This is a genomic window from Silvania sp. (assembly GCF_051656365.1).
Taxonomy (GTDB): Bacteria; Pseudomonadota; Gammaproteobacteria; order Enterobacterales; family Enterobacteriaceae; genus Enterobacter; species Enterobacter hatchlandensis.
The window spans coordinates 16705-39594 of sequence record NZ_JBOGBT010000040.1 but is presented as its reverse complement, the minus strand read 5'-3'; the positions used below and the strand labels follow the sequence as shown (position 1 = coordinate 39594).

At 54.9% G+C, this 22890-nt stretch carries 23 protein-coding genes; 10 read left to right on the top strand and 13 right to left on the bottom strand.

Annotated elements, in window-relative coordinates:
• Positions 1 to 14: 14 nt before the first annotated feature.
• A complete protein-coding gene (locus ACRDD5_RS08490) occupies positions 15 to 1295 on the bottom strand; it encodes an oligosaccharide MFS transporter (RefSeq protein WP_438676545.1) in 1281 nt (426 codons plus the stop codon).
• 206 nt (positions 1296 to 1501) lie between these two features.
• Between ACRDD5_RS08490 and ACRDD5_RS08485 the strand changes: the two genes are divergently transcribed.
• From ACRDD5_RS08485 to ACRDD5_RS08470, 4 genes are all read left to right on the top strand, one after another.
• Complete coding sequence (locus ACRDD5_RS08485; RefSeq protein WP_271280822.1) at positions 1502 to 2356, top strand: helix-turn-helix domain-containing protein; 855 nt, start codon at positions 1502 to 1504, stop codon at positions 2354 to 2356.
• Between the two features lie 107 nt (positions 2357 to 2463).
• Positions 2464 to 4020 (top strand): sensor domain-containing diguanylate cyclase, encoded by a 1557-nt coding sequence (locus ACRDD5_RS08480; RefSeq protein WP_438676474.1) that lies wholly within the window; start codon positions 2464 to 2466, stop codon positions 4018 to 4020.
• 73 nt (positions 4021 to 4093) lie between these two features.
• On the top strand, positions 4094 to 4921 hold the full coding sequence (locus ACRDD5_RS08475) for an EAL domain-containing protein (RefSeq protein ID WP_438676473.1): 828 nt from the start codon (positions 4094 to 4096) through the stop codon (positions 4919 to 4921).
• A gap of 48 nt (positions 4922 to 4969) precedes the next feature.
• Complete coding sequence (locus ACRDD5_RS08470) at positions 4970 to 5209, top strand: DUF2164 domain-containing protein (protein WP_271280825.1); 240 nt, start codon at positions 4970 to 4972, stop codon at positions 5207 to 5209.
• A 52-nt stretch (positions 5210 to 5261) separates the two neighbouring features.
• On the opposite strand, the gene ACRDD5_RS08465 is transcribed toward ACRDD5_RS08470, so the two are convergent.
• The gene (locus ACRDD5_RS08465) at positions 5262 to 5891 is read right to left on the bottom strand and encodes an NUDIX hydrolase (RefSeq protein WP_438676472.1); all 630 of its coding nucleotides are present in this window, start codon (positions 5889 to 5891) and stop codon (positions 5262 to 5264) included.
• Between the two features lie 60 nt (positions 5892 to 5951).
• The gene (locus ACRDD5_RS08460; RefSeq protein WP_438676471.1) at positions 5952 to 6287 is read right to left on the bottom strand and encodes a DUF1294 domain-containing protein; all 336 of its coding nucleotides are present in this window, start codon (positions 6285 to 6287) and stop codon (positions 5952 to 5954) included.
• A gap of 207 nt (positions 6288 to 6494) precedes the next feature.
• On the opposite strand from ACRDD5_RS08460, the gene ACRDD5_RS08455 reads away from it, so the two are divergent.
• The 3 genes from ACRDD5_RS08455 to ACRDD5_RS08445 all read left to right on the top strand — a co-directional run bounded on the left by ACRDD5_RS08455 (position 6495) and on the right by ACRDD5_RS08445 (position 7789).
• Entirely contained in the window at positions 6495 to 6695 is a 201-nt protein-coding gene (locus ACRDD5_RS08455) for an addiction module toxin RelE (protein ID WP_438676470.1), read from the top strand.
• A gap of 60 nt (positions 6696 to 6755) precedes the next feature.
• Positions 6756 to 7070 carry a helix-turn-helix domain-containing protein gene (locus tag ACRDD5_RS08450; RefSeq protein ID WP_438676469.1) on the top strand — a complete coding sequence of 105 codons (315 nt, stop codon included), beginning with the start codon at positions 6756 to 6758 and terminating at the stop codon, positions 7068 to 7070.
• A gap of 101 nt (positions 7071 to 7171) precedes the next feature.
• Complete coding sequence (locus ACRDD5_RS08445) at positions 7172 to 7789, top strand: class I SAM-dependent DNA methyltransferase (RefSeq protein ID WP_438676468.1); 618 nt, start codon at positions 7172 to 7174, stop codon at positions 7787 to 7789.
• Here the strand turns inward: ACRDD5_RS08445 and ACRDD5_RS08440 are convergent, their stop codons facing one another.
• On the bottom strand, positions 7790 to 9574 hold the full coding sequence (locus ACRDD5_RS08440; RefSeq protein WP_438676467.1) for a diguanylate cyclase: 1785 nt from the start codon (positions 9572 to 9574) through the stop codon (positions 7790 to 7792). It lies immediately after the preceding gene.
• A gap of 54 nt (positions 9575 to 9628) precedes the next feature.
• Complete coding sequence (locus tag ACRDD5_RS08435; protein WP_271280830.1) at positions 9629 to 10738, bottom strand: AI-2E family transporter; 1110 nt, start codon at positions 10736 to 10738, stop codon at positions 9629 to 9631.
• A 204-nt stretch (positions 10739 to 10942) separates the two neighbouring features.
• Between ACRDD5_RS08435 and ACRDD5_RS08430 the strand changes: the two genes are divergently transcribed.
• The 3 genes from ACRDD5_RS08430 (at position 10943) to mmuM (ending at position 14738) form a co-directional block, all read left to right on the top strand.
• A complete protein-coding gene (locus tag ACRDD5_RS08430) occupies positions 10943 to 12118 on the top strand; it encodes a multidrug effflux MFS transporter (RefSeq protein ID WP_438676466.1) in 1176 nt (391 codons plus the stop codon).
• Positions 12119 to 12415: 297 nt separating this feature from the next.
• Complete coding sequence (mmuP, locus tag ACRDD5_RS08425; protein WP_271280832.1) at positions 12416 to 13819, top strand: S-methylmethionine permease; 1404 nt, start codon at positions 12416 to 12418, stop codon at positions 13817 to 13819.
• Positions 13806 to 14738 carry a homocysteine S-methyltransferase gene (gene mmuM / locus ACRDD5_RS08420; RefSeq protein ID WP_438676465.1) on the top strand — a complete coding sequence of 311 codons (933 nt, stop codon included), beginning with the start codon at positions 13806 to 13808 and terminating at the stop codon, positions 14736 to 14738. Before mmuP ends, mmuM begins: the two co-directional genes overlap by 14 nt.
• A 169-nt stretch (positions 14739 to 14907) precedes the next feature.
• On the opposite strand, the gene ACRDD5_RS08415 is transcribed toward mmuM, so the two are convergent.
• The 8 genes from ACRDD5_RS08415 to uhpC all read right to left on the bottom strand — a co-directional run bounded on the left by ACRDD5_RS08415 (position 14908) and on the right by uhpC (position 22870).
• A complete protein-coding gene (locus ACRDD5_RS08415; RefSeq protein ID WP_438676464.1) occupies positions 14908 to 15408 on the bottom strand; it encodes an Hcp family type VI secretion system effector in 501 nt (166 codons plus the stop codon).
• 2 nt (positions 15409 to 15410) lie between these two features.
• A complete protein-coding gene (locus ACRDD5_RS08410) occupies positions 15411 to 15743 on the bottom strand; it encodes a putative T6SS immunity periplasmic lipoprotein (RefSeq protein WP_438676463.1) in 333 nt (110 codons plus the stop codon).
• Positions 15740 to 16303 carry a type IV secretion protein Rhs gene (locus tag ACRDD5_RS08405; RefSeq protein ID WP_438676462.1) on the bottom strand — a complete coding sequence of 188 codons (564 nt, stop codon included), beginning with the start codon at positions 16301 to 16303 and terminating at the stop codon, positions 15740 to 15742. The genes ACRDD5_RS08410 and ACRDD5_RS08405 overlap by 4 nt, the downstream gene beginning before the upstream one ends.
• 175 nt (positions 16304 to 16478) lie before the next feature.
• Entirely contained in the window at positions 16479 to 16931 is a 453-nt protein-coding gene (locus ACRDD5_RS08400; protein ID WP_438676461.1) for a hypothetical protein, read from the bottom strand.
• A 395-nt stretch (positions 16932 to 17326) separates the two neighbouring features.
• Complete coding sequence (gene fbpC, locus ACRDD5_RS08395) at positions 17327 to 18373, bottom strand: ferric ABC transporter ATP-binding protein (protein ID WP_438676460.1); 1047 nt, start codon at positions 18371 to 18373, stop codon at positions 17327 to 17329.
• A 4-nt stretch (positions 18374 to 18377) separates the two neighbouring features.
• Positions 18378 to 20456 carry an ABC transporter permease gene (locus ACRDD5_RS08390; RefSeq protein WP_438676459.1) on the bottom strand — a complete coding sequence of 693 codons (2079 nt, stop codon included), beginning with the start codon at positions 20454 to 20456 and terminating at the stop codon, positions 18378 to 18380.
• A gap of 69 nt (positions 20457 to 20525) precedes the next feature.
• A complete protein-coding gene (locus tag ACRDD5_RS08385) occupies positions 20526 to 21557 on the bottom strand; it encodes an ABC transporter substrate-binding protein (protein WP_271280836.1) in 1032 nt (343 codons plus the stop codon).
• The gene (gene uhpC / locus ACRDD5_RS08380) at positions 21557 to 22870 is read right to left on the bottom strand and encodes an MFS transporter family glucose-6-phosphate receptor UhpC (protein WP_438676458.1); all 1314 of its coding nucleotides are present in this window, start codon (positions 22868 to 22870) and stop codon (positions 21557 to 21559) included. The genes ACRDD5_RS08385 and uhpC overlap by 1 nt, the downstream gene beginning before the upstream one ends.
• Between the last annotated feature and the right edge of the window lie 20 nt (positions 22871 to 22890).

Genomic DNA, 22890 nt, shown 5'->3' with positions numbered 1-22890 from the left:
AAAGTGTCCTTAAATTAGTGTTTTACCGGTTCGACCGGTGAGGGTTTCAGTTCCGGGGAAAAGCTGCCGGTCGCGCCGCGTACAGACCGACACGGTGAGAGGGAGAAAGCGGAGATAAGGGTAAACAGCAGGGCGCAGCCGCCCATTATCAGGTAGGTCTGTTCGAAGCCAATTTTCTCGTACAGATAACCTGCAGGCGGCGCCACCACCACGGAGCCGACGTAAACCATCGCCTGATAACCCAGCAGGTACATGGTGGCATTCACTTTTTTATGGAAATGCTCGGCGATGTATTTGAAAACCGAAATCAGCAGCAGCGCGATCTCAACGCCGTACAGCGGCTTGATAATTGAGATGATCAGCGGGTCCGAGGTCAGCCCCGAAGCGATCAGGCGTATCCCCACCACCAGGCCACACAACAGCAGGCCTTTTTTGGCCCCGAAGTGATTCACCACCGCCGGGATAAACATCATCATCAGAAACTCAATGCCCGCCTGCAGGGTACCCAGATAGCCGTACCACGCGTTGCCCTGCTGTTTGGTCTCGAAAAAGGAGACGAAGTAGCGGGGGAACTGCTGCTCGGCGACAAACATCATCCACGCCACACCGGCTACATACAGGCTGAACATCCAGAACTTCTGCGTTTTCAGCAACGCAATCACGTCGGCAAAGACAATGCGGCTGTCGGCAATGACGTTGTTATGGCGCAACTGCTCGTCGCCAATTTTCAGGCTCATCAACACCAGCAGCATCAGTACCGAGGTCCCGCTGCTGAGCAGAAAGTTAGCCAGCGGGGTGATGTTAAACAGCACTCCCGACACCGAGGCGGCCAACGCCCAGCCGAGAGATCCCCACATGCGGATCCGGCCAAACTCCAGGTTATACAGCCGGCTAAAGCGATCGGCATAGGATTCCGCCGCCGCGACGCCGGCATACCAGCCGAGGCTCAGCCAGAACGCGCCGACCACGATGCCAATTGTAGTGTGGGTTAACAGCAGAGGCTGATAAACCGTGACAAAAAACGGTGCCATCAGCGCCGAAGTGGCGCAGACAAAATAGAGCAGCCATTTGCTCATGCCTATTTTATCCATGATGTAGCCGTAGACCGGTTTTAAAATCACCGCAAATAAGCCGTTGATCGCAAACACGCTGCCAATCGTTATGCTGTCTAATCCGACTTTCTGACTGAGCCATAAAGCATATAAACCAAAGCTTGATGACCAGGTAAAAAAGTAGAGAAAAATAAACACGCTCATTTTTATTTGAGCGGTACGAACGGGCGAGGACAGAGTCATCATTATTTCTCCTGATTACTCATATATAGCTTCATTACGTGTAAAAGCACACGATGGGTGAAGACTAGTGCGCCCGTTGATAATCTCCGAGTGAGCCATCTCACAAAAACTAGCCGTTATTTAAATAATGGTGGATAAAATCCCGTAGAGGGCAATATTTTATAAATGATGGCGTAAAAACTTAAATCTATTGCCCTGAGGGAAACATGCATCCACGACAGCAGATGGAGCGCATTGCGCTGAATGATGACGTTATCGCGCTATACCGCCCCCGAGGCTCCAGTGCCCTGTATTACCACTGGCACCAGTGCGTTGAATTTCTTTATGTTTCAGAGGGCTATGGCATAGTGGTGGTCGATAATCGCCACTACACCGCCCGTCCCGGACGGCTGTTTATCTTTCCTCCTTTCCGGCTGCATAAAGTGCATGTCGATGCCAGTGCACGTAATCAGTACTACCGGACCACCATGCATATCGAGCAATCGTCGGTGACGGCCGCTCTGCGGGATTTTCCGCGCCAGCAGGCGCAGTTTGCGGCGCTGGCCGCCAGTAACGTTCCCGCCCAGGTTTACGATCTCAGCGAACGCGCGGAGGTGATGGCCTGCATCCTCGATCAGTTTTGTGAACGGGAGGGCAGCCAGACAGACGCCCGCGAAGTGGCGTTTCTGGTGATGCAGATTATGGCCTTTCTTCCTGACCAGCCGCAGGCAGCGCTTTCGCAGCAGCACACCGTGGCGGCGCAGATCATGCAGTGGGTCGAAAGTCATTATCAGGAGAAGTTTTCCCTCGATGAGCTGGCCAGCGCGATTGGCCTGTCGCGCAGCTATACATCACGTATCTTTCGTCAGCAAACCGGTGGCAGCATCCACGAATACCTGCTCACCCGCCGCATCAAGAAAAGCTGTGATTTATTACGGATGACGCCGTTAAGCATTCAGGCGATTGCGGAAAAGGTCGGTTTTAGCGAGATGACCTACTTTATTACTTGTTTTAAAAAGCTGATCGGGCAGACCCCGTTGCAGTATCGCAAGCATCACCTGGCGCCGGATCCGGTTTTGTAAAGATTCTCAAACAATTTAAGAAATGCCCCCTCATGGTCGCCTGACTCTTTTGGATAGCACCGCCTGGCACGCCAGGAAGAGAAAGAAGAGAGGGGAGACGTTGTTACATGGAAGCGCTTGTAAAAAATAAATTTAAAACCCAGGGCATAATGGTGGTGTTTTTCCTGATCATGATCTTCCCATTCTTATTGGTGTCGATTTGGTCATATCAATATATTCGTCACGACGCAGAGACCGCGTTTAACAATAACTTAATGCGTTTTACTCATAATACCGCACTCGAAAGCGTCAGCAGGCCGCTGGAAGAGATAGGCCTTATTTTCGAGATTGTTGCCAGCCGTATTACGCCGAAAGATCTGGACGATTATATTGCGCCCCAGGTGAGTTTTCTGAATGCCACCGTCGCGTCGATGGTGAATTCATTCAAATTCTTTGATAATGCCCTGCTTGCTGATGCCAACGGCAATGTGAAAGTTTACCCTGAAATGGATCTGACGGATTTCATTCTTCATGAGCGTGAGTGGTATAAAGACGCGCTGTATAAAACTGACATTGAATATTCCACCGCCTATCAGACCCAGTGGAACTCTGATAATAAAACCAAGACCATCATTACGGTAAGCATGAATCTGTATGATGACGATCTGCATAAATTTGGCAATATTGCCTTTGATTTAAATCTGGAGTCCATGTCAACAATCTTACAGGATGTAGTTGTCCCTAATAATGGACGCTTCCTGGTGGTATCGCGAGAGGGCGATATCGTGATGAGCCAGGTGGCCAGGGATCTGTTTAATAAAAAAGTACCCACCTCCTGGATAGAACGTGCTATTGAGCAGCAAGGGAATTTTTACGATCCTCAAACGGAAAGTTTTGTTTTTTACCGCATCTACAATAATCCGGATTGGGTGGCATTTACAGTTGTCGATAAAGCCAGCCACGCCATGTTTGCTACGAAAGCACAAAATATGCTGGGCTGGGTCATACTCGTGAGCCTGGTGATTTATGCCATCGCAATCTGCCTGTGCCGTATCTATATTCGAGAAATTATCAATCGTCTGTATATAAGCGTGAACGGGATTGCGTGCGAGGACGGCCAGAGCAGCCTCGAACGAATCTATTACAGTATTAAAAATAGCCGTGATGAGCTGAAACACAGCCATGAAGAGCTGAATGAAGTTAAGCGTATCTCTTGCGAAGACCCGCTGACAGGTATTGGCACCCGCCGCAAGCTGGATGAGGAAATGGAGGCGCTTATCAATAATAATACGCCCTTCTATTTCGCTATCATCGATCTCGATAATTTTAAAAGTATTAATGATACCTTCGGGCACAGCGTCGGGGATAGGGTGCTGAAGTATACCAGTAAGACCGGGAAGGCCATCATGGAGCCGGATTATAAACTCTACCGGTTTGGCGGCGAAGAGCTGGTCGTGATATTCCCGGGCGTCGACTATGACAGTTACTACGAGTTAATGGAAACGTGGCGGGATACCGTGCATCAGCGGAACTGGCGCGAAATGGAATTAAATGTGTCATTCAGTGGCGGGATGGCCGCATGGAAAGAGGGCGACGGCATGAGTGATATTTTAAAACGGGCCGATGACCTCCTTTATGCAGCCAAACGCTCCGGAAAAAACGTGGTAATGGGCACGCCTCCTTAATTAGTGATCCCTGATTTTCTTATTTTCCTTTTTCAAATAAGAGACGGCGTTTAAAACCCTGCAGGTAAAATAAATGATAACAGTCCCGGATGACGTAAAAACATTGTTGAAGAAAGTCAGTGAAAATGCCGCGGAGGAAGTGCTCTATATCCTCCTGCAGCCGTTTATGGACGTTCATCACACTCATTGTGTAGGTGCAGAAGCGCTGGTGCGTGGCCGGGTGAGCGGGAAGACGCTGTTTCCCAATCAGTTTATCGAACTGATGGAGCAAAATGGCGATATCTGTAAGGTGGGGGTCTTTGTCCTTGAACGTGGCTTGCAGTATGCGCTGGACAATAACCTGCACCTGCGTCCCACGTTTTACATGAGTTTTAATTTCTCTCCCGTTGAGCTTAACAATGCCGCAATCGTGACAGAAATCAGTGCGATCATTTCGCGCCTGAATTATCCGGTGGGCAAAATCATTATCGAAGTCACTGAAACAACAATAGAGTTAACCGAGCAGGGGCTGGCGAATATCAACCGGCTACAGCGCCTGGGGGTTGTCGTCGCCAGGGATGATATTAAAAGCCTGCAGGACTTCTTCGCCAGAGAGGCAGAGTTTTGTGCCGATGTGATTAAGTTGGATTACAGCCTGATGAACGACAGTAATTTCCCTGAAGCAGAAGCCATCATCACTGAATGCCATAAAACATCGCGCCCCATTATTGCTGAAGGCATTGAGAATGAAGCGCATAAACAATGGCTGCAGGATCATGACGTGACGGTGTGCCAGGGTTACTTCTACTCGCCGCCGATTGAACTGGATGCCTTCTCCCGCCGCTATGTTAATCAGCTCGTCTGCGATAATGCCTGTGGTCGCTGGAATTGCCTGTGGCATGCCGGGAACAATGCTGATTAAAATGTACCTGGCAATACCGCGCTGATGACAATCAACTAAGGATGCGTGATGGCGGATATCAAACTGGATGTAAACGAGCGGGAGGCAATCAGAAGCAAGCTGGTGTCCTACTGCGAAGAGCACTTTGATTTAGAACTGGAGCAGTTCGATGCGGAGTTCTTCACCGACTACGTGATCGAAACGCTGGGGATTGCTATCTACAACGCGGGCGTCGACGAAGCGATCCGCACCCATCAGGCGTACAGCGAGCGGATCCAGGAAGAGATCGAGCTGAAGAAGATTGTGTGAAGATGGCCGCACCCTGACAAATGCGGCTGGCGACATTTCCTCGGGAATGCGTTTAGTCACAATATGTTGGGCCGCCTTCGCGTGCGGTACGGATACTGGCGTGGATCTCCTCGGGCATAATCCGGGTCAGGGACAGTTCGGGCAGGTAGTCAGGATCGAAATAACCGATTTCCAGCGATTCGTGGCTGATGGCGAGCTCGCCGCCCGTCACCTCACACAAAAAAATCATCTTATAGACATGCCAGGGATAAGGGGGATGCCCGTGCAGATTCCGGTCCCAGACTCCAAGCAGTCTGCTGACGTTAACCTCAAGCCCCGTTTCTTCCTGTACCTCGCGGATAATCGCCACGGACGGGCTGTCACCGACATCGGCCCAGCCACCGGGCAGGCTCCATCCCCCGTCATCGCTCTCACGAACCAGCAGGAGCTTACCTTCCTGAAGAATGATGGCGCGCACGTCGGTTTTGGGGGTGGTGTAGCCGGTCTCGTTTTTATGCAGGGTTTTGAGCATATCTTCTGACAGGTCAAAGCGGGCAGATAACAGTCGCTCGGCGATAAGCATCAGGCTCTCGTACCGCTCCCGGTCATAGACATCTCTGGCGTAGGTTAGCCCGGTCTGCGCGAGTGCCTGCAGGCGTTGGGAAATGTCTGTCAGTTCATTATCATTAAGGGGTTCAGTCATTTAGCCTCCGGTTCAGTGATTCCATCATAGAACGTCAGCACTGAAAGACAACTCCCCGCTTCAGTAAACGCCGTATCGCCAGGCTGCCAGCAGTATCACGACATTGAGTATCACGCTGAGCATAAACCGGGTCTTAAACGGCTGTTTTTGGGTTTTATGGCGAAACAGCTGCTGGCCGATTATCGCCCCGGGCCACCCGCCCAGCAGGCCAAAAACCAACAGCGTGGATTCCGGGACTCTGCGCCAGGCTTTGCGGGCCGCCATTTTGTCGGCCCCGTAGATGAGCAGCGTCAGCACGCTGGCGAGCAGGCACCAACTGACAAAAGGGTAGGGCAGGAAAGCGCTGCCTGCGGCGGCAAGGATCAGCAGAAAATAACAGAAGTGAGTAAGGCGCATAAGGCAGCAACGGCATGAGTAAGGAATGTGGGAGGGCAATGATACCTGAGGGGACAGGCTGAGTGAAATCTGGGCCTGCCAACCAAAATTATGCTCAGACCCTTATGCCAGGGAAGGAGGGAGATCATTCATCCCAGTCTATGCATCTGTGTACAAATATACCCAACTTGGGTATATAATTAGCTGGGAACAGGATGAGGTGACGCAATGGAAGCGATTTTTATTGAATTACCCGCATTTGAACGATATCGCGCCGAGTACCTTTCCGATGGGGCTTACCGAGAATTTCAGAACGTGCTACTCGCAAACCCGACTGCCGGAGATGTTATTAGAGACTCCGGCGGATTAAGAAAAATTCGGTTTGTCGATGAGCGCAGAGGAAAGGGTAAGCAAAGACCAGGCAAGTGATTTAACAAAAGAGCAGCGCCAGACTTTGAGACACGCTTTAGAGCGTATCAAGGGGGAATGATGAGCAGAGATATTTTTGCAGAATTAATGGAAGGTATGGATGCCTTACAGGAGCACAAGGAAGGTAAGCGGACGCTTCGATCGCACCCCGTAACGCTCCGTAATGAATCAGATTTAACACCTGATGAGATCAAGGGGATTCGTCGCGAACTGAACTTATCCCAGGCGTTATTTGCGCGATATTTGCAAACAGCAACAAAGACTTATCAGAACTGGGAGCAAGGCCTGGCTAAACCGAATCGTCAGGCAGCTTTGCTGATCCGCCTTGTACAAAAAAGTCCCCAGGCATTGTCTCTTTTGGTGGCGATGAACTGACTTGCACCTGTAAAAGGTAATAGCTTATAAAACGTCTGATGAAAGGTATCAGGCGTTTTGTTTTCAGAAGTATCCCCTAAAACGCGTGAGCCCGATCCGAAATGACCCACCCCGCCGCCAAAAACATCCTCAACATTTATCACAACCACGCTGAGGCCTTTGCGCGCCTGCGCTCTCGTAATTTGATGGAAAAATCCTGGCTGGATAAATTCATCGGACTTATCGGCAGCAGCGGCACGGTGCTGGATATCGGCTGCGGTAACGGCCGTCCAATGGCGGAATACCTCATTCAGCAGGGCTATCAGCTGACCGGGGTGGATGGTGCTGCGGCGATGCTGGAACGTGCCCGGATGCATTTTCCGCAGCAGCGTTGGCTGCAGGCAGATATGCGCCAGCTAGCGTTAAAAGAAACCTTCGACGGACTGATTGCCTGGGACAGCTTTTTCCATCTGACCCCGGACGATCAGCGGCGGATGCTGCCGATATTCGCCCGACATACGCATCCCGGTAGCGTGCTGATGTTTACCAGTGGCACCCACAATGGCGTTGCAATGGGGGAGTTTGAAGGTGAGCCGCTGTATCACGCTAGCCTGGCGCCAGAAGAGTACCGGCAACTGCTGGCAGATAATGGCTTCAACGTTATTGACGTGGTGTTTGAGGATCCGGCCTGCGGCGGGCATAGCATCTGGTTATGTCAGATGGCAGGCACGGGCGAGTGATTACCCCGCCTCCAACATCCCAAAGCTGACAATCCGCGAGCGGCCCAGCTCTTTGGCCCGGTACAGTGCCACATCGGCGGCGCGCAGCAGGTTGTCGCTTTGGGCGTGCTGCGGGTAGCTGGCAATACCAATCGACACATCCACCGGGCCGATCTCCGTTAGCTCATAGTGCAGCGTCAGGCTGCGTACCGCCGTGTGGATCGCGGTGGCGCAGGCAAAAGCGGCGGCTTCATCCATGTCGGGCAGCAGGGCCAGAAACTCCTCGCCGCCGTAGCGAAACGCCATCCCCTTATCGCTTACGCAGCGTTGAATAATGGCCGCCACGCTTTTCAGCACCTGATCGCCCGCATCGTGACCCAGCCGGTCGTTAATCCGCTTGAAGTGATCGATATCGATCATCAGACAGCTCATCGGGTTGCCGCTGCGCATCGCCTGGCTCATCTGGGTATGCAGGGCGTCTTCCAGATGGTGGCGGTTGCGCAGGCCGGTGAGCGGATCGAACAGGGCTTTCGCCAGCAGGGCGTCGCGCAGGCGCTGGTTCGCCAGCGCCAGTCCCAGCGCTTCGGCCATCAGCTCCAGATAGGCGCGGGAAGGGGCCATTTCCGGGGTGATGTTCTGGAAAGAGAGCAGGCCGATTGCTTCGCCCTGGGCGATCAGCGGCACGCACAGCGTCTGATTGGCGCAGGCATCCGGCAGGTGATAGCAGGTGATATCCGGCTCGCCGTTTACCGGTGGATGGCTTTGGCCGCGGCGAACCGCCCAGCACTGATCCGGATGGAACGGGTCGGGCTCGCCCTGGGGGTTAAGCCACTCGGCGGCGCAGCGCATCTGCCACGGATCCCGGTCGAGAATATAGAGTCGTCCGGCGACGCCCGGCGCAATGTTCGGCGCAAAGAGTTGGGCAACGTTCAGCACATCCTCGAAAGATTCGCAGCCCTGCAGCCGCTGGGTCATGCGCGCCAGCAGGGCGCGAGTCTCCCAATGGGCATCGCGCTCTTTCTCCAGCTGCTGGCGCACCAGGCCGTTCTCGCGAAAGATGCGGATCGCATGGGCCATATCGCCGATCTCGTCGATCTGGCGGTAGTCCGGCGTTTCGACCGCATAATCCTGCGATGCCAGCCGGTTAACCACATCGCTCAGGCGTACCACCGGGTGCAGCACCCGGCGTTTGAGAATAAAACCGAGGACAAATAAAAACATCAGTGCGGTCAGGCCGACCATCACTTCAGAGAGGGTTCTGAGCGCGTGGGATTTTTCTACCGCATCCTGAATTGCCCCCTGAGCACGCCGGTCCAGCATCTGGCGGAAATGGTCGAGCTGGCTCTGCACCTGCTCCAGCTCGTTCTCGTACAGATCGCCATAAATCAGGGCGATAGCCTGCGCCTGCTCTCCACGCGCACTGTGGGCGATAGCGGTCTGTTGCTCATCCTGCAGGGCATCGGCACCCTGCAGGCCTATTTGTAGCAGCGCCAGCTCTTCGTCGCTGGCGCCCACGTCTTTTAGCTTTTGCAGCCGATGTTCAACCTTGGCCATCGACGCGGCTTTCTGGCGGTGCGACTGCAGGACGGCGGGATCCTGCTTGATGACGTACAGCCGCGCCAGGTCAGAGAGCGCCCAGGCATCGACCTCCACCTCTTCGGTCAACTGGTCAAAGACGTAGCGCTGTTCAACCGCCTGCCGTTCAACGCTTTCAGCGTTAGAGGCCATTAACATGGCCACGCCGGAGGCAATGGTCAGACAGACGGTGGCGCCGTAAGCCCAGTTAGTGATGGTGGCGATGCGCACGGTTAATTCCCTCTAAACAAGGCGATTTTTAATTTTCAGCAGAATATCGTTAACTTATACATCAGGCGAATTTTTTCCTTCCTCAATAATCGCTTCGTCAATCTCTTCGGCATTACCGGGGTGATCGCGACCCGAGAGCAGGTTCCAGCAGGCAATAAACAGCGCCGCAATCAGCGGACCAATCACAAAGCCGTTGATGCCGTAAATCTCCATCCCGCCGAGAGTGGAGATCAGGATCAGGTAGTCCGGCATTTTGGTGTCTTTGCCCACCAGCAGCGGGCGCAGGATGTTATCCACCAGCCCGACCACAATCACAAAGAAGCCGACGATAAACAGGCCCTGCCACAGCTGCTGGGTGGCGAACAGGTAAATGGCCGCCGGTACCCAGATAATGGCCGACCCGACCGCCGGGATCAGGGATAAGAACGCCATCAGCGCGCCCCAAAGAATGCTGCCGTTAATCCCGACAAACCAGAACGCAATCCCGCCCAGCGCCCCTTGCACTACCGCGACCACGGCGGTGCCTTTGACCGTGGCGCGCGCGACGGCGGCGAACTTGGCGAACAGATGATGTTTCACATAGTTGGACAAGGGCAGGGTATCGAGAATTTGGCGCACCAGCCACGGGCCGTCCTTCAGCAGGAAGAACAGCAGGTAGAGCATGATGCCGAAGCTAATGGCAAATCCGAAAGTGCCTTTGCCGATCAGGAATGCGCTGCCGGCAAGGTACTGCCCGCCCTGTAGCGCGGCGTCAGACAGTTTCTTTTGGATCTGAGTGGCAGAGTCGAGGTTGTGCTCCACCAGCAGGGACCGTAACCAGTCAGGCAGCCAGGTAAACAGGTCTGCTACCACCCCGGAGAATTGGGTATCGCTTTGCTGCAGGCGGGTATAAACCACATTAATTTCAACGGCCAATGACGAGAGGATCACCATCAGCGGAATAAACACAATCAGGCAGATAAGCCCGATACTCAGCAACGACGCCAGCCCGTTGCGATCGCCCATCGCAATACGCAGCCGATTTTTAACCGGATAAAAAATGACCGTCAGCACCGTGGCCCACAGAATGGCCGAGAAGTAGGGCGCCAGCACATCAAAAAACGCCCAGGTAACAAGAAAGAGAATGAGGATGAAAAAGCCTTTGGTCAGTCCGTTAAAGCGCATGCGTCCGTCCTTAATTAAATAATCGCTTTAACTATAGAACGATTTACATGATTTATCATTGCGTTGCTGACGTGGGTGCGGTCTGTTGCCCGGCAATAAACCACACTCATGACCCCCACTCATAACCCCATCCCGTTTTGTCCCGATTATTGATGACATCAATTCATGTATCGTTAGCGTCCAGTTAATCTGAAGCGGATTGTTATGATTGCCCCCCCTGCCAAAACCAGCACCACGGGTCTGCCGTTTGTGCTGATCCTGAGCGCCTTAATGGCGTTCACCTCGTTATCCACCGATATCTATCTCCCCGCCATGCCGATGATGGCGGCCGAGCTGCATGGCAATGTCGAGCTGACCATCACCGGCTTCCTGGTCGGTTTTGCCATTGCGCAGCTAGTCTGGGGGCCGATCAGCGACCAGCTCGGGCGGCGTATTCCGCTGTTTATCGGGATGGCGCTGTTTATTGTCGGGTCCGCAGGCTGTGCGCTGGCGACCGATATTACTCATATCGTCTTCTGGCGGGTGTTCCAGGCGCTGGGAGCCTGCACCGGGCCGATGCTGGCGCGGGCGATGATCCGCGATCTGTTCAGCCGCACCCGCGCCGCGCAAATGCTGTCGACGCTGGTGATCGTGATGGCGATTGCTCCCATTGCCGGGCCGCTGATCGGCGGGCAGCTGATCAGATTCAGCACCTGGCACAGCATCTTCTGGCTGCTGGCGGTGATTGGCGGGCTGATGTTTATCTCCCTGTGGTGGCTGCCGGAAACCCTGGCCAAAGAGAAACGGGTCAAAGCGTCGGTAGTGGGCGCGTTCAGGAACTATGTTGCGCTGCTGCGTAACCGTAAGTTCATGCAGTTCACCCTTAGCCTGACCTGCTACTACGTGGCGGCGTATGCTTTTATCACCGGCTCGCCGTTTGTCTATATCCGCTACTTCGGCGTCGACCCGGCGCACTACGGCTGGCTGTTTGCGCTGAACATTGTCGGGCTGATGGGTATGAGCGTGGTGAATCGTCGGCTGGTGACTCACTACGCGCTGGAAACCCTGCTCAGGTATGCGTCTGCCGTGGCGGCCCTGGCCGCCGTGGTGATGGCGATCTGCGTCTGGTTCAGTCTTGGGGGAATTGTGGCGATGGTGGCGCTGATTTTTGTCTTCTTCTCGATGAACGGTATTCTCGCCGCCACGTCAACCGCCGCCGCGCTGGATGCGGTGCCGGGCCACGCGGGCGCCGCCTCGGCGCTGATTGGTTCTCTGCAATACGGCAGCGGAATCATCTCTTCGCTGCTGCTGGCAACGATGAGCGACGGCACGCCGTGGACGATGGCGTGGATCATCGCGCTGTTCACCGTTGCCAGCTGGCGACTGGCGCAGCGACGTTAAATCTCGTCAATCAGCGGGCTGACCAGCGCGACGCCTGCCGCCAGTTTAGCGGGTAGAACACAGATACAACTTTCGACTGACCGAAGATGTCAGCGAAACGGTGCATGCTTTACCCATCTTCTCTAAGGAGGTGTGTGATGGCATGGCGACCCATATTATTCGTGATCCTTAACGCCCATCCCCGACTGAGCGCCCGTCGCGCTCGCCTGCGGCTGGTGCATGGCTAGTAATTCAGGATCATTCACGGTATAAATACCTTCTTTGGATGTTTAGATGTCCATACGTTTAGAAGGTAATATGCAAACACAACATAACGAGAATGGGCAGCTGCAGCGCACCATGAAAACGCGTCACCTGATTATGCTGTCGCTGGGTGGCGTCATTGGCACAGGGTTATTTTTTAATACGGGTTACATCATTTCCACCACCGGGGCGGCAGGTACGCTGCTGGCCTACCTGATTGGCGCGCTGGTGGTGTGGCTGGTGATGCAGTGTCTCGGTGAACTCTCGGTCGCAATGCCGGAAACCGGGGCCTTTCATGTCTATGCTACCCGCTATCTGGGGCCGGCGACCGGCTATACCGTGGCGTGGCTCTACTGGCTCACCTGGACCGTGGCGCTGGGGTCGAGCTTTACCGCCGCCGGATTCTGCATGCAGTACTGGTTCCCGCAGGTGCCGGTCTGGGCCTGGTGCGTGGTGTTCTGCGCGGCCATTTTCGTCCTCAACGTGATTTCGACCCGCTTCTTTGCCGAAGGGGAGTTCTGGTTCTCGCTGGTTAAGGTCATTACCATCATCGCCTTTATTATCCTCGGCGGGGCGGCGATCTTTGGCTTTATCCCGATGCAGGACGGCTCCCCGGCACCGGGTCTTAGCAATATCACCGCTGAAGGCTGGTTCCCGCACGGCGGCCTGCCGATCCTGATGACCATGGTGGCAGTCAACTTTGCCTTCTCGGGCACCGAGCTTATCGGTATTGCCGCCGGTGAAACCGAAAATCCGCGCAAGGTCATTCCGGTGGCGATCCGCACCACTATCGCCCGCCTGATTATCTTCTTTATTGGCACCGTTTTTGTGCTGGCGGCGCTGATCCCGATGCAGCAGGCGGGCGTCGAAAAAAGCCCGTTCGTGCTGGTGTTTGAAAAAGTCGGCATTCCGTATGCGGCGGATATCGTTAACTTTGTGATTCTGACGGCGATTCTTTCGGCCGCTAACTCCGGGCTGTACGCCTCCGGGCGGATGCTGTGGTCGCTGTCGAACGAGAAAACGCTGCCGCGCTGCTTTGCGAAGGTCAACAAAAACGGCGTGCCGCTGACGGCACTTTCGGTTTCAATGCTCGGCGGCGTGCTGGCGCTGTTCTCCAGCGTCATCGCCCCGGACACGGTGTTTGTGGCCCTGTCGGCGATTTCGGGCTTTGCGGTGGTAGCGGTGTGGATCAGCATCTGCGCATCGCATTTTGTGTTCCGCCGTCGTCATCTGCAATCCGGCCAGCCGCTGGAGGCGCTGCACTACCGCGCGCCGTGGTATCCACTGGTGCCGGTGCTGGGCTTTGTCCTGTGCCTGGTGGCCTGCATTGGCCTGGCCTTCGATCCGACCCAGCGTATCGCCCTCTACTGCGGCTTGCCGTTTGTCGCCCTGTGCTATGGTGCGTACTACCTCACCCAAAATTTGAAAACGCAGGAGCCTGAACATGTCGCAGAATAATCCGCTTACCGCCCTCCTCGACAGCCAGCCGTTTGTGGTGCTGGACGGGGCGATGGCGACGGAACTGGAAGCGCGCGGCTGCAATCTCGCCGACAGCCTGTGGTCCGCAAAAGTGCTGATGGAGAACCCGGAGCTGATCCGCGCCGTACATCTGGACTACTTCCGCGCCGGGGCGCAGGTGGCGATCACCGCCAGCTATCAGGCCACGCCGGACGGCTTTGCCGCTCGTGGGCTGGACGAAGCCCAGTCCCGGGCGCTAATTGGTAAAAGCGTCGAGCTGGCGCGTAAAGCGCGCGAGGCGTATCTGGCCGAAAACCCACAGGCGGGCGCGCTGCTGGTGGCGGGCTCGGTGGGTCCGTACGGTGCTTATCTTGCCGACGGGTCGGAATACCGGGGTGATTACGTGCGCAGCGCCGAAGCGTTTAGCGCGTTTCATCGTCCGCGCGTCGAAGCGCTGCTGGATGCGGGCGCCGACCTGCTGGCCTGCGAAACCCTGCCGTCGTTTACAGAGATCAAAGCCCTGGCGGAACTGCTGACGGCGTATCCCCGCGCCCGGGCGTGGTTCTCGTTAACCCTGCGCGACAGCGAGCATCTCAGCGATGGCACGCCGCTGCGTGAGGTGGTGGCCGCGCTGGCCGATTATCCGCAAATTGTGGCGCTGGGCATCAACTGTATCGCGCTGGAAAACACCACCGCGGCGCTGGCGCACCTGCACGGCCTGACCACTCTGCCGCTGGTGGTGTATCCGAACTCCGGTGAGCACTACGATGCGGTGACCAAAACCTGGCATCACCACGGCGAAGCGTGCGAGACATTAGCGGGGTATTTGCCGCAGTGGCTGGCGGCGGGCGCGAAGCTGATTGGCGGGTGCTGTCGCACCACGCCGAAGGACATTGCCGAGATTACGGCCCAGCGCTGAGGATAGTGCCACACGAACGGTTTCGGTTGGGGGGCTTCCGCTAAAAATTCATTGCTCGGAAGACTCCCTCTCTTCACTGGGGAGAGGTAGCAAATACGAAAACGGCAACCAAAGTTGTAATGCCAGTCATTTAAGCAACTGACTGGCTCTACGATTACCCCCATTTACTTTATTTTTGCGTCTCATTCTGTTTTGCTGGCTTCATCCACGCGTCATCATATTTAATATTTCCTCTTACATAATTCCATTCAATACCTCGAAATCTAAGACCCACTACTTCGTGCATGTTTGGGGTAGAACTACCAGGGTAATAAACATGAGTAAAATCCACAGAAGAAACTACAACGCCATCTAGCTTTATATTATAAATCTCCACCTCTATTCCTGCTTCTACGATTTCATAATATTTAAGAACCGCTTTTTGAAATCTCTTTTGCTCACACACCGCGATAGCAAAGAAAGGGCTGGTTTTATCAAGTTGCTTATGAATGACGACAGGGCTATGTTGTCTACAGCCTGTCATGCTTCCTGTATTGCTGTCTACGGGCTGCCTTACACCGTAACTACTATTCATAACTTCTATTGCACCCTCACGGCCTAAAGCCATGCAGTCTCCTGGAATTTGCATTCCATTTTCATCATACAAAAACAAATAAGCTGGCAGTGACATAATTAGCGGTTTCCATCGTTGTCTATAAAGAACGAATCAGAATAACTGATTCCATTTAAACTATACGCAATATTATAGTTATATCCTTTTAGCAATTTAATGTTCACGCATGTGTCAGGATATGATAATGCGACGTTATCACTTGCTTTTAAAACTGTGTATTTTTTATTAGGCCAATAGTAAATACTATAACGTTCTAAGATATCATTCTTGTTTATAGTAAAGCAGATGATATTTCCTTGCATAAACACACTACGATGTATAGATGCTGGTTTTCCTCCACCAGGGCAACCGGTAAGGATAAGAATGAAAGATACTATGAGTAATTTCTTCAACCTGGGAATCCTTTCAAAACTGATTTGTATTTTCTAATGAGTTCATGAGTGGATACATTCGGATGATAATCTCTATATTCTGTTAAGTATGACGTATCACTATTAAACCCATATGTAAGAAGTAGCCAATAATCGCTGGCAATTGATGCTTGTTGTTCTAGCCCATAATGGAGGAAATCAGCTTTATCTAAGCTGTAACTATAATCAGCAAAGCGAGAGAATAACCCTCTGGTTCTGACAAACATTCCCTTTTGTGCTTGCCATGCATGAACCATTTCATGCATAAATCTATGTTTCTTCTGTAGATCTCTTTCTAAAGAAAAATCCGGTGAATAGGTTCCTTCTCTAAACCATAATTCGCCGTCGGGAGTCATTGCAACATCTACAGGTTGCAGGTTGAATGGTAAATAACCTTCACGATGTACCCAAATGCGGCTATAGATCAGACTTCCACCAAACAAAGTCCTGGCTAATGCAATTTCACCTATCGTTAGTTGTCTGACTCCACCGGGTACAATGGGTGTTCCTGATGTGGGTTTTATACTTTCCTCAACTGGCATTCAGTATCCCTCTAATTGCTGTTGGCTTTGTCTGTTAATCGTACTGGTTGTGGCTGGAGAGAGGAAGCGTGTTTTACAGAAAAGTACTTAAAATTAAAAGTCTTTAAGTGAAACTGGTGGGGGTCGTAGGCCCGGCAAACGCAACGCCGCCGGGCATCCATCACCGCACCTCTACTTACGCGAGAAGTTCAATAACCCCCTCATCGATTCTGAGCCAGCGCGGCATCTTGAGCGTATCGGCGTAGAAGCTGACCAGTTCGCCGAGTAGATCTTGTATCACTCTTTCATCATCCGGGGTGAGCGAGCCGCTGATCAACTGCTGGGTCAGTACCTGGCAATAGCGCCCCAGCTGATCTGCCTCGGGCTCAAATACAGGAAGACGGGTCGGGAAATGCTCTACCGTCAGGCTTTCTTTTAACGCCTCCGGGACGGGTTCGAGCAGCGTGGGTTGCAGAATCGCCAGGCAGGCCGCAAGCCGTCCATAAAGGGTGATTTTTTCGGCGGGCGCATCGCACTCCAGTAGCGCATCCATAAAGTGCTCGCAGTTGTCCGCCAGCTCAGTAAAGGCGGTGCTGTGATTGAAGGGCAGGGTTAATAACGAATGGGTGTGGGTTAGGATTGTCGCCATAAAGGCATCCTACAGTATGTAGTGTTTAAACCACCACCGGAGAGGCTAATCTCGCGGGTGGTGGTGCCGAACGGAGTTAGCCTTACCGGCCATACTGGACACCGGCGCATCTTACGATGCCCCGTCCGACCCACCATTGAGGTGTAACTGTACGCACGACATATTAAACACATGTCGCCAGTATGAAGTCCAGGAGGCTAATCCCGACGCCTGATTTTGCAGGCGTGGCAAAACGATACTGTGATATCCCTTCTGCAACAAGGGGCATTCCCGGAAGCGGCCTCGCAAAACAGGAAATTAAGGTGGAGGGTTTTGCCGTGTGGCGGCTGCGCCTTAACCGGCCTATGTTTCGTTCAATTTGTAGGCCCGGCAAGCGTAGCGCCACCCGGCACAAATCAGGCCACTTCCGCCAACACAAACATCCCGTACGGGTGGATCTCCAGGTAATAATTTTCCCCCACGTCGGGCTGCAGCCGCGTGGCATTCACCTGCAGCAAAATCTCCTGTCCGTGCCAGTCCACAATCACTTCGTACTGCGGCCCCATATAGGCGACGTGGCGGATCACGCAGCGCTGGCTCTCTTCACCACGTTCACTCAGGGTGATCGCTTCCGGGCGCACGCCCACCGAGCCGGTACCCTGGCTTTCAAAGTGCAGCGGGCGCGGCAGACGATAGCCGTGGATCTCCACAAACTCACTGCTAAAGCGCGCCGGGAACAGGTTGGCATCGCCCATAAAGCTCGCCATAAAGCGCGATGCCGGCTGGCGATACAGATCCTGCGGAGAGCCAATCTGCATGATGTTGCCTTTGTTCATCACCAGCACCGTGTCGGAGACCGCAAAGGCCTCGCTCTGATCGTGGGTCACGTACAGCGAGGTGATGTTGAACTGCTTTTGCAGCTCGCGGATTTTATCGCGCATGCTGCGCCTAAGGTTGGCGTCGAGGTTACTCAGCGGCTCATCAAACAGCAGCACTTTCGGTTTGAGGATCAGCGCGCGGGCCAGCGCCACGCGCTGCTGCTGGCCGCCGGAGATCTGGTCGACAAAGCGGTCTTCAAAGCCCTCCAGATCCACCATTGCCAGCGCTTCCTTCACCCGGGCTTTGGTCTCTGCGCGGGATATGCCGAGCATCTTCAGGCCGTAGCCGACGTTCTCGCCCAGCGACATGTGCGGGAACAGGGCGTAAGACTGGAACACCATGCAGATATCACGCTGCTGAATGGAGCGGTGGGTCACGTCCTCGCCGTCGATCAGGATCTGCCCTTCGGTCGGTTTTTCGAGCCCCGCCACCAGGCGCAGCACCGTGGTTTTGCCGCAACCGGACGGGCCGAGCAGGGTCACCATCTGCCCCTGTGGGATGGCGAGGTTGATGTTGTCGATGACCGTATTATTGCCAAAGCGCTTGGTCACGTTGCGCAGTTCAACGAAATGTTTCTGAGTCATAGTGTTACGCCTGGTTTTTGGCTTTTGAACGGGAGGTACGAGCCTCACCGATCAGCCAGTCAAAGAGGAAAATGATCGCCAGCATGACCACAATCAGGATCGAGCCGTAGGCAATCGCTACGCCGTATTCGCCGTCTTCCACACGGTTCAGAATGTAGGCCGTGGCCACGCGGGTATCCGGCGTGACGAGGAACACAATGGCGCTGACGGTGGTAATGGCGCGTACAAAGCTGTAGATCAACGCCGACAAAATAGCCGGACGCAGCAGCGGCAGCAGGATGTGCGTAATGGTGCGTAAGCTTCCGGCGCGCAGGCTGAGCGAGGCCTCGTCCAGCGACTTATCAATCTGCCCTAAGCCCGCAATCCCGGCGCGAATCCCCACCGGCACGTTACGCATCACCATCGAAATAATCACAATCGCTGCCGTGCCGGTCAGGTACACCGGGGCGCTGTTAAAGGCGAGGATGTACGACACGCCCGCCACGGTGCCCGGTACCGCGAAGCACAGCATGGTGGTGAACTCGATGGTCTTTTTGCCACGGAACTGCTGGCGCACCACCACCCAGGCGATCAGCAGGCCAAAACCGGCGGTGATCGGGGCGGCGATCCCGGCGTACAGCAGGGTGTCGAGCAGGGAAGGCCACGCACCGTCGCTCATGCCCTGGCCGAACAGCTTGATAAAGTTATCCAGCGTCAGGGTGTAATCCACCCCCCAGTTGACGGTAAAGCTGCCGTAGAAAATGCTGCCGTAGAGCAGGGCGTTAAAGGCGATCCACACCGTCAGCAGGGCGACCACGCTCCACACCAGGGTCACCGGCAGTGGCTGAACGTCGCCACGATACGATTTACCCGAGACGGTCACGTACGAGCGTTTGCCGATCCACATGTACTGAATGCAGAACACCAGCAGCGAGAACAGCAGCAGGAATGCGCCGAGGGTGCTCGCCGCCTGGTAGTCCAGCTGGGAGCCGGTGATGTAGAAGTAGATCTGCGTCGCCAGCACGTCGAAGTTACCCCCCAGCACCAGCGGGTTACTGAAGTCGGCCAGCGACTGGACGATGACGATCAGGAAGGCGTTTGCCAGCGCCGGTTTCAGCAGCGGGACAAACACGCCGTTAAAGGTCTGCCAGCGGCTGGCGCGCAGGGTGTACGAGGCCTCTTCCAGCGACGGGTGAATGGTTTTGATCGCCCCATCGAGGATCATGAATGCCATCGGGGTGAAGGCCAGCACCTGCGCCAGCCAGATGCCGGTAAACCCGTACAGCCAGTTGGTGTTGGTCAGCCCAAACCAGTCGACCATCAGCTCAGTGATGTAGCCGGAGCGACCCATCATCAGCGTCACGCCTAAACCCACAACGAACGGTGGGGTGACGATCGGCAGGATCGAGAAGATGCGGCCAATAATGGCGCTGCGTTTCGCAATGCGGGTGGTGTAGATCGCCAACACCAGGCCAAAGAAGGTACAGCCGATCCCGACCGCCACGCAGAGCAGGATCGAGTTGATGATCACCTGAATGATGTGCGACTGCGAAAGCACATTCATAAATGCCAGCGGCGCAAACTCGCCCGCATCGTTGGTGAACATCGGAATAAAGATGGCGATGCTCGGCCAGACGATAAAGATGCCGATCAGCGCGACGATGGCAATCAGCGAGCCGATCACAAAGCGGTCGCCGCCCAGCCACTCCAGCCGGGTGAGCGCCAGCGACATAATCGCCCCCAGCGCCACAAACAGTACGATGGCGGCGTAGCCTAAACCGCGTTCTTCGACGGTGGCACTGATAACGATAAACGCCATGCACAGCAGCGCCCAGCCAGCGTCGAAATAGTGACGGCTGCGCTGTTCGCGGCGGGCGGAGTTAAACGGACGCAGCAGCAGCAGGCTCGGCAGCAGATACCACAGCCAGCTGATGTTGAAGTGCGACCAGCTATAGGCGTCGAGGATCTCGTCGCGGGTGGATTCCAGCAGGCCGTAATCCAGGCTCCAGCTTGGCAGCAGGGCAAAAGCCAGCCAGCTAACGAAAACCCAAAGGAATACCGCATCCCGTTTTTTCACGGGATGGAGAGCGAGTGTCTGTGACATAGGTTTTCCGGTGTTGTAGGCCGGGTACGGCGTTCAGGCCGCCCCCGGCAAAGGGTCGTAAGAAGGGGGTTATTTACCCATCTTCACGTCGCTGACCCACTTGTTAATCAGCGCTTTACGCACGTCCGTTGAGCCGTATTTGTCCATGTCGTAGCTGATCAGCTTCAGGTCATCCAGCTTCAGCGAGTTCGGTGAGGTTTCGGCAGTGGTGTTGGTCAGGATCTGGTAGGACTTGCCCTGTTTCCACGCCAGCTCCTGCGCCTCTTTCGACAGTACCCAGTCCACGAACAGCTTCGCGTTTTCTTCGTTACGTGCGCCTTTCAGAATGCTGACGCCGCCGATTTCATATCCGGTGCCTTCGCACGGCGAAATCAGCTCCAGCGGTGCGCCTTGCTCTTTTTCCAGCGAATAGTCGTGCAGGAAGCCGATGCCGATGGCGGTTTCACCGCGGGCGGCGTTACGCGCCGGGGCGATGCCGGATTTGGTGTACTGAGAGACGTTGCTGTTCAGCTGCTTCAGGTAATCAAAGGCCTGATCTTCACCCCACAGCTGCACGAAGGTCGCCAGCGCAGTGTAGGCGGTGCCGGAGCTTTGCGGATCGGCAATCTGGATCTCGCCTTTGTATTCCGGCTTGGTCAGATCTTTCCAGCACTGCGGGATCGGCAGGTTTTTCTCTTTCAGGCGCTGGGTATTCACGCCAAAGCCCAGAATGCCCACATACACCGCAGAAGAGAGGTTGCCTTTTACTTTGGCCGGATCGCGGAATTTCTCCATGATCTGCGCCAGATTGGCGGATTTATACGGCTGCAGCAGGCCCATTTCACCGGCCTGAGACTGGGGATCCAGGGTGCCGCCGTACCAGACGTCAGCCTGCGGGTTTTTCTTCTCAGCATCGACTTTTGCCAGCGTGCTGCCGGAGCCGTTGCGAATAAACGAGGTTTTGACGTCGTACTTGTCGCCAAACGCTTTGGTTTCGGCTTCACACATTTCATTGGTGGCGCTGCAATAGACCACCAGACGGCCTTTGGCCTGCGCGGCACCAGAGAAAGTCGCCATTGCGATCCCAGAGACAATAAGGGTAGAGAGAAGTGTTGTTTTCATTATTCAGCCTTTTGTGACGTTATGTGACTGCGAGACGCGGTGATGCCCGCCATCAGCAGCGGCATCAGTAACAAACCCATCAGCACGGCGGCAATCGAGAGCAAACTGAACATCCCCGACCAGCCGTAGCGTTCAATAACCAGTGATAGCGGCCATCCGGCCAGTGCCGCCCCCAGATAGGCAAACACGCCGAGAAAACCGGTAATCGAGCCTGCGGCCTGCTTGTGTCCGTACTCCACGGCGGCAAGGCCGATCAGCATCTGCGGACCAAAGACAAAAAATCCCACCGTAAAAAAGCACATTGCCAGCAGGGCGTAGTGATGAACCGGTGCCAGCCACAGGGCGGCCACCGACACCATCAGCCCCAGCGTAAACAGCAAAATCATTGGCGCACGCTGGCCGCTGAACAGCAGATCCGATCCCCATCCGGCAAACAGCGCCCCCAGCAAACCACCCACTTCAAACAGCATCACCGTGGCATTGGCACTCAGCAGATTGACGCCGTGGCTCTCTGAAAGCCAGAGGTTGCCCCAGTCGTTGAGGGCGATACGAATCAGATACACCAGCACGTACGACGCCCCGAGCAGCCAGATCATCGGGTTTTGCAGCATGGTGGTGCGTAACATCTGCCACAGCCCCATCCGTGGGCTTTGCTGCTGCTGGCGCAACTCCAGCGGATCGTTGCGCCACTCCCCGACCGTGGGCAGACCCTCTTCCTGCGGTGTGCCCCGCAGTTGTGTGGTCAGCCACAGGCCGAGCACGATACTGATGATCCCCGGTGTCAGCATCGCTGCCTGCCAGCCCCAACGCTGGGCGGCAAAGGCACAAATCAGCGGAATAATGGCCCCGCCAATGTTGATAGAGGTATTCCAGCATCCCCACCAGAAGCCGCGCTCGTTGCGCGAATACCAGTGGGTCAGCAATCTGGCGCAGGGCGGCCATCCCCATCCCTGAAAGAAGCCGTTCAGCGTCCAGATAAACAGCAGCAGCGGCAGGGAGTCCCCGAAGGCGAACAGCACGTTCAGCACCCCGGTTGCCATCAGGCCGACGCCCATAAAAGCCCGCTGACCCTGGCTGTCGTGCCACAGTCCGGCGGCAAATTTCGACAGCCCGTAGCTCAGGTAAAACAGCGACCCGATCAGGCCGATGTCGCTTTTACTCAGCCCCAGATCCATCTGCAGAGCCGGCAGTACGTAGTTGAGGCTTTTGCGCGTCAGGTAAAACGCGGCGTAGCCAATCACCATGCAGATCAGCAGTCGCGGGCGCAGTCGGCGATAGCGTTGAGTAACCTGTTCAGCTGACAGTGCGGGCATGGCGTTCTCCGTTTGAGATG

Bases quoted from the DNA above. Each gene is read 5' to 3' on its own strand.
- ACRDD5_RS08470 (WP_271280825.1), top strand. From the start codon at position 4,970: ATGGCGGATATCAAACTGGATGTAAACGAGCGGGAGGCAATCAGAAGC.
- ACRDD5_RS08415 (WP_438676464.1), bottom strand. From the start codon at position 15,408: ATGTCACTGCCAGCTTATTTGTTTTTGTATGATGAAAATGGAATGCAA.
- ACRDD5_RS08445 (WP_438676468.1), top strand. From the start codon at position 7,172: ATGACCCACCCCGCCGCCAAAAACATCCTCAACATTTATCACAACCAC.
- ACRDD5_RS08435 (WP_271280830.1), bottom strand. From the start codon at position 10,738: ATGCGCTTTAACGGACTGACCAAAGGCTTTTTCATCCTCATTCTCTTT.
- ACRDD5_RS08475 (WP_438676473.1), top strand. From the start codon at position 4,094: ATGATAACAGTCCCGGATGACGTAAAAACATTGTTGAAGAAAGTCAGT.
- ACRDD5_RS08490 (WP_438676545.1), bottom strand. From the start codon at position 1,295: ATGACTCTGTCCTCGCCCGTTCGTACCGCTCAAATAAAAATGAGCGTG.
- ACRDD5_RS08405 (WP_438676462.1), bottom strand. From the start codon at position 16,303: ATGCCAGTTGAGGAAAGTATAAAACCCACATCAGGAACACCCATTGTA.
- ACRDD5_RS08480 (WP_438676474.1), top strand. From the start codon at position 2,464: ATGGAAGCGCTTGTAAAAAATAAATTTAAAACCCAGGGCATAATGGTG.
- ACRDD5_RS08385 (WP_271280836.1), bottom strand. From the start codon at position 21,557: ATGAAAACAACACTTCTCTCTACCCTTATTGTCTCTGGGATCGCAATG.
- fbpC (WP_438676460.1), bottom strand. From the start codon at position 18,373: ATGACTCAGAAACATTTCGTTGAACTGCGCAACGTGACCAAGCGCTTT.
- mmuM (WP_438676465.1), top strand. From the start codon at position 13,806: ATGTCGCAGAATAATCCGCTTACCGCCCTCCTCGACAGCCAGCCGTTT.
- ACRDD5_RS08450 (WP_438676469.1), top strand. From the start codon at position 6,756: ATGAGCAGAGATATTTTTGCAGAATTAATGGAAGGTATGGATGCCTTA.
- ACRDD5_RS08460 (WP_438676471.1), bottom strand. From the start codon at position 6,287: ATGCGCCTTACTCACTTCTGTTATTTTCTGCTGATCCTTGCCGCCGCA.
- ACRDD5_RS08465 (WP_438676472.1), bottom strand. From the start codon at position 5,891: ATGACTGAACCCCTTAATGATAATGAACTGACAGACATTTCCCAACGC.
- uhpC (WP_438676458.1), bottom strand. From the start codon at position 22,870: ATGCCCGCACTGTCAGCTGAACAGGTTACTCAACGCTATCGCCGACTG.
- ACRDD5_RS08390 (WP_438676459.1), bottom strand. From the start codon at position 20,456: ATGTCACAGACACTCGCTCTCCATCCCGTGAAAAAACGGGATGCGGTA.
- ACRDD5_RS08485 (WP_271280822.1), top strand. From the start codon at position 1,502: ATGCATCCACGACAGCAGATGGAGCGCATTGCGCTGAATGATGACGTT.
- ACRDD5_RS08455 (WP_438676470.1), top strand. From the start codon at position 6,495: ATGGAAGCGATTTTTATTGAATTACCCGCATTTGAACGATATCGCGCC.
- mmuP (WP_271280832.1), top strand. From the start codon at position 12,416: ATGCAAACACAACATAACGAGAATGGGCAGCTGCAGCGCACCATGAAA.
- ACRDD5_RS08430 (WP_438676466.1), top strand. From the start codon at position 10,943: ATGATTGCCCCCCCTGCCAAAACCAGCACCACGGGTCTGCCGTTTGTG.
- ACRDD5_RS08400 (WP_438676461.1), bottom strand. From the start codon at position 16,931: ATGGCGACAATCCTAACCCACACCCATTCGTTATTAACCCTGCCCTTC.